Below are 13,102 nucleotides of genomic sequence, written 5' to 3'. Positions count from 1 at the left end.
GTCAGGCGGGGACGACCACTATGCCGTCGTCGTCGCAGTAGGCGATCTCGCCCGGGGTGAACGTCACCCCGCCGAAGGTCACCGGCACGTCGCGCTGGCCTTCGCCGGTCTTGGTTCCCTTGCGAGGGTTGGTCCCCAGCGCCTTGACGCCCAGATTCATCGTGCGCAGCGCGGCGGCGTCGCGAACCGCCCCGTGCACGATCACCCCCGCCCAGCCGTTGTCGACGGCGAGACCGGCGATGACGTCGCCCACTAGGGCCGTGTGCAGCGACCCCTCGCCGTCCACCACCAGAACACCGCCGTGCCCCGGCTCGGACAGCATCGACTTCAGCAACGCGTTGTCCTGAAAGCACCGCACGGTGCTGATGGGTCCGGCGAACATGGTGGCACCACCCAGATCTTGCATCTGCAGATCGCAGCTGCGGACGTCGGGATAGATGTCGTCGACGAGGTCGGCCGTGGCACGGGGTTCGATGGTCACGGCTCGATGCTAGGTCAGTCCTCGGAACCCCGACGCGCCAGCAGGACGACGAGCAGGGCCAGCGCTCCGGCGGCCACGGCGACCACCAGCGGCAGTCGGGATTGCTCGGGTCCGGGCAACGGAATCGGCGTGGGTGCGCTGGCAACCGTCGACTTTGCTTCGGCCGCAACCTCTTTCGCAGCAGAGACGGAAGGCGCCGGGGCGACGGGCGGTGCGGGCGCCGGCGGTGGCGGGGGAGCCGCCTTCTTGGCCGGTGCCTTCTTCGCGGGAGCCGCCTTCTGAGCCGGAGTGGCCTTCGCGGCCGGGGCGGCCTTCTTGGCGGGTGCCTTCTTCGCAGGCGCCTTCTTGGCGGCCTTGGCAGGCGGCGTCTTGGCAGGCGTCTTCGCCGGTGCCTTGGGCGCCGGGTTGGTGCCAGCGTCCGGCGACCGGTCGTCGGGCGTCGAGCCCTGTCGATCCTGCTCGTCGGCCATAGCGGCTGCTCCTTTGCGATCGGCGACGGGGACCATCATGCCAGTCCCTCGAATCGACTATCCGGTCACCGCCAGCGCGGCCGCAAGCGTCACGGCGACCGCCATGACCGCGAGCTCGAACCGGGACTTGCCCCGCGACACGTCCACGGTGACGCGATGCGACCGCGCCGCGGGCAACCAGCCGGCGCGGTTTCGGGCGGCCAGCACCACCAGGACGACCGTGACGACCAGCTTCGCCGCCAGCACCCGCCCATAGGCCGTCGCGTAGAGGTCGGTGGGCGACCGGAGCGTCTCGACCGCCCCCACCACCCCGAACACCAGCAGCCCGACCACGCACCAGAGCGACATCCGAGAAAACCGCGGCAGCACCCGGGCCCACTGACCCCGGTGGGTCACCACCAGGACCAGGGCCGCGAGGACGCCGCACCACAGCGCCGCCGCCAACGCGTGCACCGCGACCGCCATGCCGCCCAGCGGATTCTCGGAGAGGTGACCCACCAGGCTGCGGCCGGCCACCCCGACGGCCGCCGCGCCGACGGCGACCACCCCCGGCGTCGACGACGGCACGGTGCCGCCGGGCGAGGCGACCGCGAGGCCACACACCACCACCGCCGCGACCAGACACACCAGACCGGCGCGACCCACGGCGGTGTCGACGGTGAACACCACGGTGGTGCGCACGCCAACCCGGGCCGCCGACGAACCGGCCGCGTCGACCGCGCCGAGGAAGAGTCGGAACAGTTCGGCGACCGCCCACAACGCGGACACCACGACCAGCGGTCGAGCGGCTCGCCCAGCCAGCTCGGCGCGGTGACGCCCGACGTCGAGCGCCGGCACGACGACCAAGCCGAGCGTGACCACCGCCGCCAGGTCGCTCGTGGCGCGGACCGCACTGTCGGCCGGTGAGTTCTGGGGGTACGCGAGTGCCCAGGCCAACCCGGCGGCGCCCCCGACGCACAGGGCGCCGAGGGCCACCGCTCGAGGTCGAATCACGTGCGCCGCCGCACCGCCAGCCACGCGCCGGCAGCGACGATGACGGCCGCCAGCGCAACGAACGGCCACACCGGCACGCCGTCCGACGCGTCGGAGGATCCTCCGGCCTTCGGCCCGGGAGACCCGGTGCCGGCCACCGTCAGCGTGAACGACCACGCGCCGCTGACCACGTGGCCGTCAGCGGAGGTGACGCGGTAGTTCACGGTGTAGGTGCCCGTCGGGCCCAGCGGCAGCACCGCGATGCTGGCCACGGGGCCCTGCACCTGCACCTGTCCCGTCGACCAGAGGTTGCCGTCCGGCCCCACGACGGTCATCGCCGCGAAGTCGGTCTGCAACCGCTCGTTGAACGTCGCGCTGACCCGCGCCGGGCCGGTGGCGACGGAGCTGTCGGGTGCCGGGTCGGCCGCCACCCGGATGGCGTGGGCGGACGCGACGCCGGCTCCGGCCAACGCTGCCGTCGCGAGCGCCACGCCGATCAGGACGGTGGCCGTCAAGCGGCGGATCACGTCCGGCGGCGTCCGGTCAGCGCCACGACGAATCCCACTGCGGCGAGCACCAATGCACCGCCGGCCAACCACCGTGCGGTGTCGTCGGGCCCCGCCGCGGCCGCGGCGCCAGGCTGCGCGGTGGCGCCGGGCTCCGCTGTCGCCGTGGCCGTGGGCGCCATCGGTTGACCGTGATCGTCGTCGCCGCCCGCCGGTGGGCCGCTCAGCGTCAGTTCCGGCGCTGGATGCTCGGGCTCGCCGCCCCCGGGCAGGGGTGGCTGGTCCCACCGCACGACCGTGCCGTCCGAGTAGGTCTGGGTGGCAGGCAGCGTCACCGTCGGTTGATTCGGCAGCGTCACCGAGACGTGGAACAACGCGAACTGGTCGGACGAGATGCCCACCGACGGTGCGGCGGTCCAGGTGACCGACCGGACCGTGCCGGCAGCCGCGTCTCGGTCCAGCCGCGCCGTCCACCCGGGCATGACCTCGGTGCGGGCGGAGGGGACGTTCGGCAGGGTAACGCTGAATTGCGTTGTCAGCGAGCCTGTTTCGGATTCTCCCGGAACGCGGAACGTCAGCACCGACGTGCTGCCCGGTGACGCGCCGTCGGCGTCGACGTGGACGTGCGCGGACGCGATTGCCGGACCCGTCGCGACTGCGACGGACATGACGGCCGCGGTGGCGGCGGTCGTGATGAGGGCGCGCGAGGTCGCCCGGTGAGTGGTTCTCATGTGGATGTGCCTTCGTAGGTCGGAGGGGTCGTGTCGGTCAGGAGGCGACGACGACCGGTGGACCACGATGCGACAACGACGCCGACAGCAGGCGTACGGACTGAAGGGGTTGATCGGCACCGTCGACCGACGTCGTGGTCGGTCCGGCGACGGGGTGGCCGACGAGGCGCGTGGCGGCGACCACGACCCGCGACAGCGCGGCGGCCAGACGGCCCCCGACGGAGATCAGGGCCGCACCGAGCGCCACCGCCACCACGTGGGCAGCGAGCATCGGCAGTGGCGGCGCCCCGCCGGCCGCCGCGTGGGCGTGCCCACCGGCGCTCAGCAGGACGTGGCACAGCAGCTGGCCGGCGGAGAGGACCGCCACGAGCGCCCGGAAGTCGACTGCGTGGCGGATGGTCGCGACCAACGTCCCCAGGGTGATCGACAGCAACGCCAGCATGGCGGCGGCGGGTCCCGACGGCAGACCGCCGCCGGCGAATCCGTGTGCAGCGACGGCCAGTGCCGCCGTCAACGCCCCGGCCGCCGCGCCCTGAAGGCGCGTCGCGGCAGGGGTTCGACGGCGGGACGGGCGCTCGATCAGACCACTCCGAGGCGCGCCATCAGATCCGCGTCGACTCCGTCCAACTGCTCGCCGATCGCGGCGTGCGCGGCCTTGCGTCGAGGGGTTGGCATGTTCTCCGCGGCGGTCACCGCGGCGGAGAGGTCGCGCAATCGGTCGGTCACCGCACTGACGAACTGCTTCGTCTCGGCGTCCTTGGGCTTCTTGGCCGCGACCTGCTCGAGGGTCTGCTCCGCGCTGGCGATGCGCGCCGACAACGCTCCACCGGCACCGGAGAACTGGCCCACCTGGCTCAGCGGGACGCCCAGCCGGTCGGCACGCCGCTCGTCGACGAACCCCCGCGCGGCGATGGCGGCCCGGTAGGCAATCGGCACGACGACCGGGGCGAGCATCCGCGACACCGTCAGCGCCCGGCGGATGCGCGACGCGGACAGCAGCTTGCCCTCGCGGGCCGCCCTCAGCTGGGTCTCGGCGACCTTGAGGGCAGTGCGGTCGCTGGCCCGCTGCGCCTTGAGGCTGGCCTTCACGGTCTTGACCTGACGCCGGGCGTCGGCCTTGATGCGTCGCGCCTCGTTCTTCGCGGAGAGGCGCGCCTCCAGCTTTGCCTTGGCCTTGATGGCCTTGGCCTCGGCACGCCGAGTCGCCCGGCTCTTCCGCCGTCTGAACAGGCCCATCCCGGCTGCCTCCCGGTCATTTCGTCGTGATCTGGCGCCCTTGGGTGCGCTGATGTCGCCAACACTAATGCCGACGACCCGACGGTCCCGGTCCACCCCCGGTGCAGGCCGCGTGCTCGACGAAACTCAGCAAACGGTGGCCTCCACTCGTGCGAGAATCCAACCGTGGCCACGCGCGTTCGCATCGCCGCGGCGGCCTGCATGATCGCGACCTGGATGCTGGTCGCCGGAGCCGGCGCCGCGGTGGCCTTGGCCGAGCCCGAACCGTCCCACGGCGACGACGTCGGCGCCGCGCCGGCCGACCCGACGTCCGGCCCGTCCGCCGAACCCTCGGCAGGACCGTCGCCAGGTTCGTCGCCCGGCGCCGATTCGCCCACCGGGACCTCCTCGACCCCAACCAAGCCCACGTCGACGGTCGGCGACGGCCGCGGCGGTGCGCCCGAGCCGTCCGGCACACGCCCCACGCCCACCGTTACGCCCACCGCGGCGGCCGACGACCCCAAGGACGAGCCGGGATGGGCGTGGTGGCCGTCCTGGTGGCACTGGTGCTGGCCGGCACCGCCGGGACCCGGCGTCCCACCTGGCCCGGGGGTGGGCACGGGCAACCACGGAGGCGCCACCATCGGAACACCGCCTCGCGGAGTGGGCATCCCGAGGGCACCTGCGTTACCGGTCGTGCCAGTCGACCCGGTGGCCGACCCCGTCGGTGGAACGTCAACGGCCGCAGCGCAATTGCCATTGGTGCCCATCACGCTTCCGGCGGTCGTCGTGCCGCTCGGCGCCGGTCCCGGTGGCGGCACGTCCGCCGGATCCGGTCCCGCGCCGGGACCGCTGCCGCCCCGCGCGACCGGCGGGGCACCCGCTGCCGCCCCGCCGCGGGTCAGCGAACCGAACGCGCCCGCCTTCGGCGCGAGCAACGGCACGATGCCGTCGTCCTACCGAGCCGGCTATGGCAATTACCTGCGCACGGCGGGTGTCGGCGACATGGCCGCCGTCGCGCTGCCCGGCGTCGCAGGCATCGCCGCACTCACCCTCGCTGGCGGTGTGCTCGGTGTCCGGCAGGCCCGCGCCGGGCGTGTCGTCCGCGCCAACGGCACCGCCCGATTCATGGGATGACCGAGAATCGAAGCGTCGACGCGAAAGGACGGGGATAGTGGAGTCATCGAGAGGGGGTTCGAATGCCAGCCAGTCGTCGCGTCACACGTGCGGTCAATGAGGTGCTCGACCTTGCGCCCCGACGAGGAGAGGTGTCGCTCGCACGTCTCGTGGAATCGGTGTCCGAGAGCCGTGGTCGACCCATCGAGCTGAAGATGGCGGACCTGCCGTCGGGGGTGTGCGGCCAGTGGCGCCAGTACGCCGACCGCGACGTCTTCCTCATTCAGCAGGGTCTGCCCGCAGGGGACCGGACCCTCGCCCACGAACTGGGGCACCTCGTCCTCGGGCACGAAGGCATCTCCGTGGTCGAGGCGGCCCGCGACCACACCGAGTTCGCGAGCTCCGACCTGATCGGCTACATGCTGAACCAGCGGACCGGATGCATGGGACCCAGCGGCGAGGACCTCGAGCAGGAAGCCGAGGACTTCGCGGCGCTGCTCATCTACCGGCTGGGCCGGCTGCCGTCGGACCGCGCGTCCATCGTGCAGGTGCGCCTCGGAGAGGCGTTTGGTTGATCGTCTGGGTGATCGCCGGTCTGCTCGGACTGGCCACCGGCTTGCGCATCGGCTGGGCGCTCGTCAACAAGCAGTCACTGGTCAGTGCGGCGATGATCCTCGCTCTCGGCAGCCTCGGATTGGTGGCAGCACTCAACTGGGAGCCCCTGACACTGCTGATCGACACCCTCGTCCGGTGGCCCAACGTCTCCACCGTGCTCAGCCAGGTCGCGCTCATCTCGTGCGCGGCGGGGAGCTGCGTCATGATCACCTCGGCCGCCTCCGAGCGCGCTCCTGCGGTGATCCGTCGAATCGCGGTCGTCCAGTACGGGATTGCCGCCCTGATCGCGGCGCTGACCCTCGTGGCGTTCTTCACCTCCCCCCAGCAGCCGGAGATGGCGCCCCAGGAGTACCTGCGCCGCAACCTGGGGTCCGGGGCGATGACGGTCTCGTGGCTGTTGCCACTGCTCTACGTCATGCTCGCGCTGACCCTGGTCGCCTGGGCCGGCATGCGTCACTCCAACCGCACCCGACGGGGACGGGCCCTGTTCGTGTTCACCGTCGGCGTCGCGCTGATGGTGCTGGCCAGCGCGTTCTTCCTGTTGCGCGCCGTCGGCACCACGGAATTCATCGGCGTCGGCGCCGCGGCGACACTGCTCGGCTGCGCCATGCTCGTCGTCGCCAGCGGATCGCTGCTGCCGAGCGTGGAGGATTGGTTCGGGGCCCGCCACGAGCTACGCGTGATCCAGCCGCTGCTCGACGAGCTCAGCCGTCGGCACCCCAACGTCGGCATCGGGGTGCGGCCCCGCGGGCCACTGCTGTTCCGCGTCGCCGAGCAGATGTCGATGATCTCCGACGCGCTCTACCTCGAAGCCACCCGCGCACTCGGTGACCACACCGTCGGGGAGGACTTCGACGACGACGCGGGCACACCGGACGTGGAACCCGAGGAGCAAGCACGGCGCATCGCCGAATGGATCGACAACGGCCGACAGCGGCCCGGGGATGACGCGGACGCCACGTTTCCCGGACCGCATTGGCTACGCCAGCCGCCGTCGTATTCGGACCGCGAGTGGATCCTCGCGATCGCCGATCAGTATCGGACGCTGGAGAACAGGGTCAGCGTCTCGTCGAGCTGAGCCGGTCTAGTCGTCGAGGTGTTCTTGACGACGCAGCTCGTCGACCTTCTGCACGATGTCCTGCTGAGCCTCGGGCGAGAGCCCCACGGTGCGGGCCGCGATGCGACGGATGCCCTCGTCGCGCATGCTCGCCAGCCAGGTGAGTTCCTTGTCCAGCTTCTCGTAGTACTCGTCGTCGGTGAAGTACGCAGGCTTGATGCGGAAGAAGTTGGCCAGCGCCGCCATGGTGGCCACCGAGGGGTTGGTGCGGTTGCCCGAACGCAGCTGCGAGAGGTACGGCGCCGACATCGTCACCCCCTCTGACTTCAGCGCGGCAATGACTTCGGCCGACGTATGAGGGCCGCGTCCAGGGGGGTAGACGGTGTCGAATAGGCGGTTCAGCCTGGCCGAAAAAGTCATGCTCATAGATCTGTCCTCCACTTGGCGTTACGAGCGGGCGTCCCTCGAGGCGTATTTGCTGATCATCGTAGCGAGACTTGCGCCGACAGCCAAGTGCAAACCACCCTAGAGTCCCCGCCAACCCACGGTACTACCGTTCCCTGGGTGGTCTAGCAGCAGTTTCCTCGGGGTTTCACCGCCGTGAACTGCGCTGCCGCTAAGCCAAAAATGACGCGCGAGTTGTTTTGCCCTGTGTTCCGGCGTGCCGAGATCCAAATAACGAAGCCCGGCCCCGGGTCCGAGCAATCTGACATTCGCGCCGATTCGACGGCATCGGTGATTTGCTCGAAAAGTTGACGGCCTGACGCAGAGCTAGCTACCACGGCCACCTTCGCCCACGTCATTCGCCGCCGGAGTCGAACGGGACGCGCAGCGCCGATCCTCGAACTGACAGTAGCCAATGGTCGCTTCCGGCCGACAGGCCGACGAATCGCGTACCCAAGAGGCCGCGGAAGGGCCCTCTGGAGTGCCCCGACGGCGCTACGCCGCAAGCAGCATGGCCAACACGGCGGTGTCGGGATGCGTGATCGGGTCGACTCCGACCCTGCTGACCATCGAGGTGATCGTGCCGTCGGATTCGGCCTCCACCCACGCTGCGCGGTGGTCGAGACCCAGGTGCGGCAGACCGGGCAGGAGGACGCACCCCGAGGCCGCGCCCGCGCACTCGGGAAGCGACGGCATCGTCTCCGACGGGGGGTGCAGCATCAACAGCGCCGGTGGCTGGCGGCTGGCGAAGTACCCGGGCGGAACGGCCGCGTCACCGACCACGGTGCCCTCGGCCATGACCAGGCCGACGGTGCCCGGTGCCGGTTCGTCGGGCAGCTCCTCGCGGACGCCGAAGATCGTCGTGGTGGAGAGCAACCCGGGCAGCGACGCGACCCGCACCGCCACGATCAGCAGTTGTGCCCATTCCTTCGTCGAGTCCGGCCAGCGGCCCGAGACCACGAAACCCTTCAGTGATCCACCCGAGTGGAAGGGTGCGACTTCGATGGCGCCATGAGATCCGCTGTCCATCCTCGCCTCCGATCGGTCCGCAGGGGTGCCGCCCGACACGGCTGTGGGTCGATCACGGAAGTTTGCGGCAGGTGGCGGCTGGCACGCAAGAGGACACGAGTGCCGGTAACACAACCGACACTGAACCCCTCAGCGCGTCCGACCCCGCGCCTGTGGCCATACGACGCGGTAGGACCCCTCGGCCGTGACCGGCCCGAAGTCGTGGGAATCGGAGGCGAACCGGGCCCGCGGATTGTCCGAGCGGGCCTCGAAGATGGTGCCGTGCGAGGACGGATGGACGTCGCCGACCCTCTTGACGAGCCACCGGCTGGACTTCGTCGGATCGCGGAACACCCGGATTTGGCCCCGCCGGGGCTCGCGACCGTCGCGCAGCGTCAGCAGCCACTGTCCGGGACGCAGCGTCGGGAGCATCGACTCGCCCTCGACCCGAAAGACTCGTAGAGGCAAGCTTCGCGGAGCTTGATTGCCGCTCATGCCCAAAGGGTAAGTTGGACACATGCTTCCTCGACTCTTACCCAACGCAACTCCCGCCCACGCCCACTGCGATCTCTACTGCGGTGTCTACGATCCGGCCCAGGCCAAGATCGAGGCGTTGTCCTGCCTCAAGACGCTCAAGAAGTTCCACGACTCCGACGACGAGCACTTCAAGACGCGCGCCATCATCATCAAGGAGCAGCGCGCCGAAGAGGTCAAGCACCACCTGACGGTGCTGTGGGCCGACTTCTTCACCAAGGACCACTTCGAGCAGTTCCCGAACCTGCACCAGCTCTTCTGGGACGGCGTGCACGGCGCGGGCGACGTGAAGAAGTCCACCGACGTGGCGGTCGCCGAGAAGCTGCTGAAGACGATCGACGAGATCTCCGACATCTTCTGGCAGACCGAGAAGGCCAAGGACATGGGCGTGTACCCGCCCGCCTGATCACCCCCTACGACGAAGGCCGGCCCCGCGCTCTGCGCAGGGCCGGCCTTCTCGTTGGCTGGGTCGGTGTGGAGGTCAGGTCAGGACGATGAGGGCGAGCACGCCGAGCAGGGCGAGCGCGATCAATCCGGCCCGCAGACAGGCCATGAGGTGGCTATGGGTGTACACGTGGGCCGACGTGTGCCATTCCGACGGTGGTACGGCTCCTGGCCTCATGGGATGCGATGCCATCGACAGCTCCTGACCTGCGCGATCGCCGTTTCCGACTGAGTGAGATCAGTCACAACGGAGGTTGGTGATGGCGATCATAACGCCTGAGCGGCGGACGCCAAAAATCGCCCGTCACACGAGTGACCGCCAGGGGCAGATGGTTAGTTCGGCGTGCTTTTTCGCTCGTCCGTTCACGACCTGTTGATCGTTGCTCGCCGCCGATCCCAGTTGTCCACAGGCATGGGTGACTCGGCGGCCAACGCCCCGGGTCAGTCGGGGTCGGAGCGTTTCCACCCCTGTGCATGAACCTGTGGAAACTGTGGATAGGGCTCTGATAGCTGTCGGCACCGTGCCAGCATTGGGGGTACGTGATGCCGCGACGAGCAAGGAGTGGGCAGTGACTGACGACACGGTCGGGGAGGTCCAGATCGCCGACGTCCCGGAGACCTTCGACGAGTCGGTGGTGCTCCTCGACGTCCGTGAGGACGACGAATGGCAACGTGGGCACGCCGCCGGCGCCCAGCACATCCCCATGGGCGACGTGCCTGCGCGCGTCGACGAGATCGACCCCGACGCGACGCTCTACGTCGTGTGCCACGCCGGCGGGCGGTCGATGCGCGTGGCGCAGTGGTTGGCACGCAACGGCTACGAACCGCAGAACGTCACCGGGGGAATGCTGGCATGGGCCGGAGCCGGGCGAGCGGTCGTGACCGACGACGGCTCGGCGGGCAGCGTCTGAGGAACCGTAGGCTGGTCGCGTGATCCAGGTCTGTTCGCGGTGCGGCACGCGGTGGAACGTCCGCGACCGCCAGCGCGCTTGGTGTCCTCGCTGTCAGGGGTCGCTGCTGCCACCGTCGGCCGAGCAGGCGCCGCAGTGGACGCCTCGGGCTGACGCGGGGAAGCCAAATGCCGCCGGTCCGGCGCAGCGCCTCCCGGCCGGCTACCGCTGGATCGCGGTCCGCCCGGGCGCGGCACCGCCACCGCGTCGCTCGCCGCGTCCGCTGGGGCCCACGCCCAGGTACGCAGTCATCCCGCGATGGGGCTTGCAGGATCGGTTGGAGCCGCCCCCGCCCGAGGCGACGGTCCAGCCGCCGCGAACGGCCACGCGCATGGTGCAGACGACCGTGCTGATCACCCTTCTGGCCCTGGCCTTCGCCGTCGTGGTGCACATCGCCAATTACGCACTGCTGCTGTGGAACCGCTCCCGGTTGCTCAACCCGATCGTCGCTGGTGCGGCGACGTGGGCCGGGGTGGCCGCCAGCGTGCTGGTGTTCTTCGCGCTGATTGCGACCACCGTCGTGCTGATCAATTGGCTGATCGCCCGGCGTGCGAGCACCTACGCCGAGCACGGGGTCGAGGATCCGCGTCCGGTGTGGCAGCTCTGGGTGTGCTGTCTGGTGCCCGTGGTCAACCTCTTCTGGGCGCCGGTGTTCGTCCTGGAGCTGGCGCGGGTCGAGGGACGGCTGTCGTGGCTGCGCACCCCGATCGTGGTGTGGTGGTGTGCATGGTGGGTCAGTTTCCTGGTGTCGGCGTTCTCGTTCGCGACGAGCTTCACCACTGATTCCCAAGGCATCGCCAACAACACGGTCGCCGTCACCATCGCGTATCTCGCCGCTCTGGCCGCCCTGCTGCTGACGGTCCGGGTCTACCAGGGGTTCGAACACACTCACGGCGTCGAGCGGCGGCCTACGAAGCGCTGGGTCGTCGTCGCCGACGGCACGCCGCGCGACGCATCGCCGTCACCGGAGCCCGCCGAACAGTCGGAGTCAGACGATCGGGAGACCGATACCGCGACTCGCGTCGAGCGCGACCACGAGCAACGGGCCACATCGGGCATCATCAGCGCATGACGTCAGCCGACGGGGCAGTGGGGGGCCATCCGTTCGTGGTGGCGCACCGGGGCGCGTCGGCAGAACGTCCCGAGCACACGGTGGCGGCCTACGAGCTGGCCCTGCAGGAAGGTGCCGACGGCGTCGAATGCGACGTGCGGCTGACGCGTGACGGGCACCTGGTCTGCGTGCACGACCGGCGGGTCGACCGCACGTCGAACGGCACCGGTTTGGTGAGCGACATGACGCTTGCCGAGTTGCGCGAATTCAATTACGGCGCCTGGCATTCCAGTGCCAACGTCGACGGTGGGCAGGGCGAGACCGGGCTGCTCACCCTCGACGACCTAGTCGGGTTGGTCCTGGATTGGAACCGCCCGGTCAAGATCTTCATCGAGACCAAGCATCCCGTCCGCTACGGCGCGCTGGTGGAGAGCAAGGTGCTGGCGCTGCTGCACCGCTACGGCATCGCCTCGCCGGCGTCGGCCGATCTGTCTCGGGCCGTGGTGATCTCCTTCTCGGCGGCCGCGGTGTGGCGGATTCGCCGGGCGGCGCCGATGCTGCCCACGGTGCTGCTGGGCGACACGTCTCGTTACCTGGGTGGCAGCGCGGCGACGACGGTGGGCGCCACCGCGGTGGGGCCGTCGATCGCCACGCTGCGTGAGCACCCCGAACTCGTCGACCGTGCCGCCGCGCACGGCAGGGCACTGTACTGCTGGACCGTGGACCACTACGAGGACGTGCGCTACTGCCGCGACGTCGGCGTGGCGTGGGTGGCCACCAATCATCCTGGCCGCACCAAGGATTGGCTGCAGAACGGCCTGTCCGAGGCCCGGCCCGACGGCGCTTAGAGTCTGCCGCCGGCGGCCTTGGGGGCGGTGGCGTCGGCCTCGTCGGCGCTGACCTCGCGGGCGACGAAGTCCTCCAGGTGGAACAGGTCGGCACCCGCGCGCTCGCTGACCCGAACCAGCGTGGTCATCAGCGCGACTTCCTCGACCTGTTCCTTGAGGAACCACTGCATGAACTGCTCGCCGAGGTAGTCGCCCTCATCGCGCGCGACGGCGGCCAGGCGGCTGATGTGGTCGGTGACGGTCCGCTCCTGCTCGAGGGCCAGGCGCAGCGCATCGGTCGGCGTGGTGAACGAATTGCGCACGGCGTCGACGCCCGGGATCTCGACCTCGACGTCGCGGTCGACGAGGTACTGGACGATCATCATCGCGTGGTTGCGCTCGTCGAGGGCCTGAGCGTAGAAGTGCTTCGCCAACTGCGGAAGATCGGCGGCGTCGAAGTGCACGGCGATCGCGGTGTATTGCTGCGACGCGGTGAACTCCATGCGGATCTGTTCCTGGAGCAGGTGGTGGAACTTCGTCTCGTGGGTGGTGACTTCGCTCATGCTGTGAACGCTAGTGCAGGTCAACGGCCATTGTCATCAAAGGTCTGACTAATTAAGGCCAGGTTGCCCTAATCCGCGGGCCGGCTAACGTACCCGTTGGAAAGGGTTTGCTATCAGC

At 69.8% G+C, this 13,102-nt stretch carries 19 protein-coding genes; 7 read left to right on the top strand and 12 right to left on the bottom strand.

Annotated elements, in window-relative coordinates; all coding sequences use genetic code 11:
• Position 1: 1 nt before the first annotated feature.
• The 7 genes from rraA to H7K45_RS18925 all read right to left on the bottom strand — a co-directional run bounded on the left by rraA (position 2) and on the right by H7K45_RS18925 (position 4,396).
• On the bottom strand, positions 2–481 hold the full coding sequence (gene rraA / locus H7K45_RS18955) for a ribonuclease E activity regulator RraA (protein WP_263997434.1): 480 nt from the start codon (positions 479–481) through the stop codon (positions 2–4).
• Positions 482–495: 14 nt separating this feature from the next.
• Entirely contained in the window at positions 496–951 is a 456-nt protein-coding gene (locus H7K45_RS18950) for a hypothetical protein (RefSeq protein ID WP_263997431.1), read from the bottom strand.
• A gap of 57 nt (positions 952–1,008) precedes the next feature.
• Positions 1,009–1,944, bottom strand: coding sequence for a CopD family protein (locus tag H7K45_RS18945; RefSeq protein ID WP_263997428.1), 936 nt, complete (start codon positions 1,942–1,944; stop codon positions 1,009–1,011).
• A complete protein-coding gene (locus tag H7K45_RS18940) occupies positions 1,941–2,447 on the bottom strand; it encodes a copper resistance CopC family protein (protein WP_372512589.1) in 507 nt (168 codons plus the stop codon). The genes H7K45_RS18945 and H7K45_RS18940 overlap by 4 nt, the downstream gene beginning before the upstream one ends.
• Positions 2,447–3,160 carry a YcnI family copper-binding membrane protein gene (locus tag H7K45_RS18935; protein WP_263997427.1) on the bottom strand — a complete coding sequence of 238 codons (714 nt, stop codon included), beginning with the start codon at positions 3,158–3,160 and terminating at the stop codon, positions 2,447–2,449. The genes H7K45_RS18940 and H7K45_RS18935 overlap by 1 nt, the downstream gene beginning before the upstream one ends.
• Before the next feature lie 37 nt (positions 3,161–3,197).
• Positions 3,198–3,674 (bottom strand): hypothetical protein, encoded by a 477-nt coding sequence (locus H7K45_RS18930; protein WP_263997425.1) that lies wholly within the window; start codon positions 3,672–3,674, stop codon positions 3,198–3,200.
• Positions 3,675–3,739: 65 nt separating this feature from the next.
• A complete protein-coding gene (locus H7K45_RS18925; RefSeq protein WP_263997424.1) occupies positions 3,740–4,396 on the bottom strand; it encodes a DUF6474 family protein in 657 nt (218 codons plus the stop codon).
• A gap of 165 nt (positions 4,397–4,561) precedes the next feature.
• Between H7K45_RS18925 and H7K45_RS18920 the strand changes: the two genes are divergently transcribed.
• The 3 genes from H7K45_RS18920 (at position 4,562) to H7K45_RS18910 (ending at position 7,184) form a co-directional block, all read left to right on the top strand.
• Entirely contained in the window at positions 4,562–5,512 is a 951-nt protein-coding gene (locus H7K45_RS18920) for a hypothetical protein (protein WP_263997423.1), read from the top strand.
• A 62-nt stretch (positions 5,513–5,574) separates the two neighbouring features.
• On the top strand, positions 5,575–6,066 hold the full coding sequence (locus H7K45_RS18915; RefSeq protein WP_263997422.1) for a DUF955 domain-containing protein: 492 nt from the start codon (positions 5,575–5,577) through the stop codon (positions 6,064–6,066).
• Positions 6,063–7,184 carry a hypothetical protein gene (locus H7K45_RS18910; protein ID WP_263997421.1) on the top strand — a complete coding sequence of 374 codons (1,122 nt, stop codon included), beginning with the start codon at positions 6,063–6,065 and terminating at the stop codon, positions 7,182–7,184. The genes H7K45_RS18915 and H7K45_RS18910 overlap by 4 nt, the downstream gene beginning before the upstream one ends.
• 6 nt (positions 7,185–7,190) lie before the next feature.
• On the opposite strand, the gene H7K45_RS18905 is transcribed toward H7K45_RS18910, so the two are convergent.
• The 3 genes from H7K45_RS18905 to H7K45_RS18895 all read right to left on the bottom strand — a co-directional run bounded on the left by H7K45_RS18905 (position 7,191) and on the right by H7K45_RS18895 (position 9,110).
• Positions 7,191–7,589, bottom strand: coding sequence for a helix-turn-helix transcriptional regulator (locus H7K45_RS18905; RefSeq protein ID WP_056552065.1), 399 nt, complete (start codon positions 7,587–7,589; stop codon positions 7,191–7,193).
• 513 nt (positions 7,590–8,102) lie between these two features.
• Positions 8,103–8,636 (bottom strand): peptidase, encoded by a 534-nt coding sequence (locus H7K45_RS18900; RefSeq protein WP_263997420.1) that lies wholly within the window; start codon positions 8,634–8,636, stop codon positions 8,103–8,105.
• 129 nt (positions 8,637–8,765) lie between these two features.
• A complete protein-coding gene (locus tag H7K45_RS18895; protein WP_263997419.1) occupies positions 8,766–9,110 on the bottom strand; it encodes a S26 family signal peptidase in 345 nt (114 codons plus the stop codon).
• Positions 9,111–9,132: 22 nt separating this feature from the next.
• Here H7K45_RS18895 and sodN point away from each other — a divergent pair, with 22 nt between their 5' ends.
• Positions 9,133–9,555, top strand: coding sequence for a superoxide dismutase, Ni (sodN, locus tag H7K45_RS18890; protein WP_263997418.1), 423 nt, complete (start codon positions 9,133–9,135; stop codon positions 9,553–9,555).
• 75 nt (positions 9,556–9,630) lie between these two features.
• Here sodN and H7K45_RS18885 read toward each other — a convergent pair whose 3' ends face one another.
• The gene (locus H7K45_RS18885) at positions 9,631–9,786 is read right to left on the bottom strand and encodes a hypothetical protein (RefSeq protein ID WP_263997416.1); all 156 of its coding nucleotides are present in this window, start codon (positions 9,784–9,786) and stop codon (positions 9,631–9,633) included.
• 376 nt (positions 9,787–10,162) lie between these two features.
• On the opposite strand from H7K45_RS18885, the gene H7K45_RS18880 reads away from it, so the two are divergent.
• Genes H7K45_RS18880 through H7K45_RS18870 form a run of 3 tightly spaced genes read left to right on the top strand, consistent with a single transcriptional unit; the run spans position 10,163 to position 12,442 of the window.
• Complete coding sequence (locus tag H7K45_RS18880; RefSeq protein WP_263997415.1) at positions 10,163–10,504, top strand: rhodanese-like domain-containing protein; 342 nt, start codon at positions 10,163–10,165, stop codon at positions 10,502–10,504.
• A 19-nt stretch (positions 10,505–10,523) separates the two neighbouring features.
• Entirely contained in the window at positions 10,524–11,615 is a 1,092-nt protein-coding gene (locus tag H7K45_RS18875; RefSeq protein WP_263997414.1) for a DUF4328 domain-containing protein, read from the top strand.
• Complete coding sequence (locus H7K45_RS18870; RefSeq protein ID WP_263997413.1) at positions 11,612–12,442, top strand: glycerophosphodiester phosphodiesterase; 831 nt, start codon at positions 11,612–11,614, stop codon at positions 12,440–12,442. Before H7K45_RS18875 ends, H7K45_RS18870 begins: the two co-directional genes overlap by 4 nt.
• Here H7K45_RS18870 and H7K45_RS18865 read toward each other — a convergent pair.
• The gene (locus H7K45_RS18865) at positions 12,439–12,984 is read right to left on the bottom strand and encodes a ferritin (protein ID WP_263997412.1); all 546 of its coding nucleotides are present in this window, start codon (positions 12,982–12,984) and stop codon (positions 12,439–12,441) included. The two genes, H7K45_RS18870 and H7K45_RS18865, sit on opposite strands and share 4 nt — an antisense overlap.
• Positions 12,985–13,102 lie beyond the last annotated feature (118 nt).

Origin of the sequence: Mycobacterium yunnanensis, assembly GCF_025823185.1 — a bacterium.
In the GTDB taxonomy this organism is placed as follows: Bacteria; Actinomycetota; Actinomycetes; order Mycobacteriales; family Mycobacteriaceae; genus Mycobacterium; species Mycobacterium yunnanensis.
The sequence above is the reverse complement of the archived record's forward strand: the minus strand, read 5'-3'. Positions and strand labels throughout refer to the sequence as shown.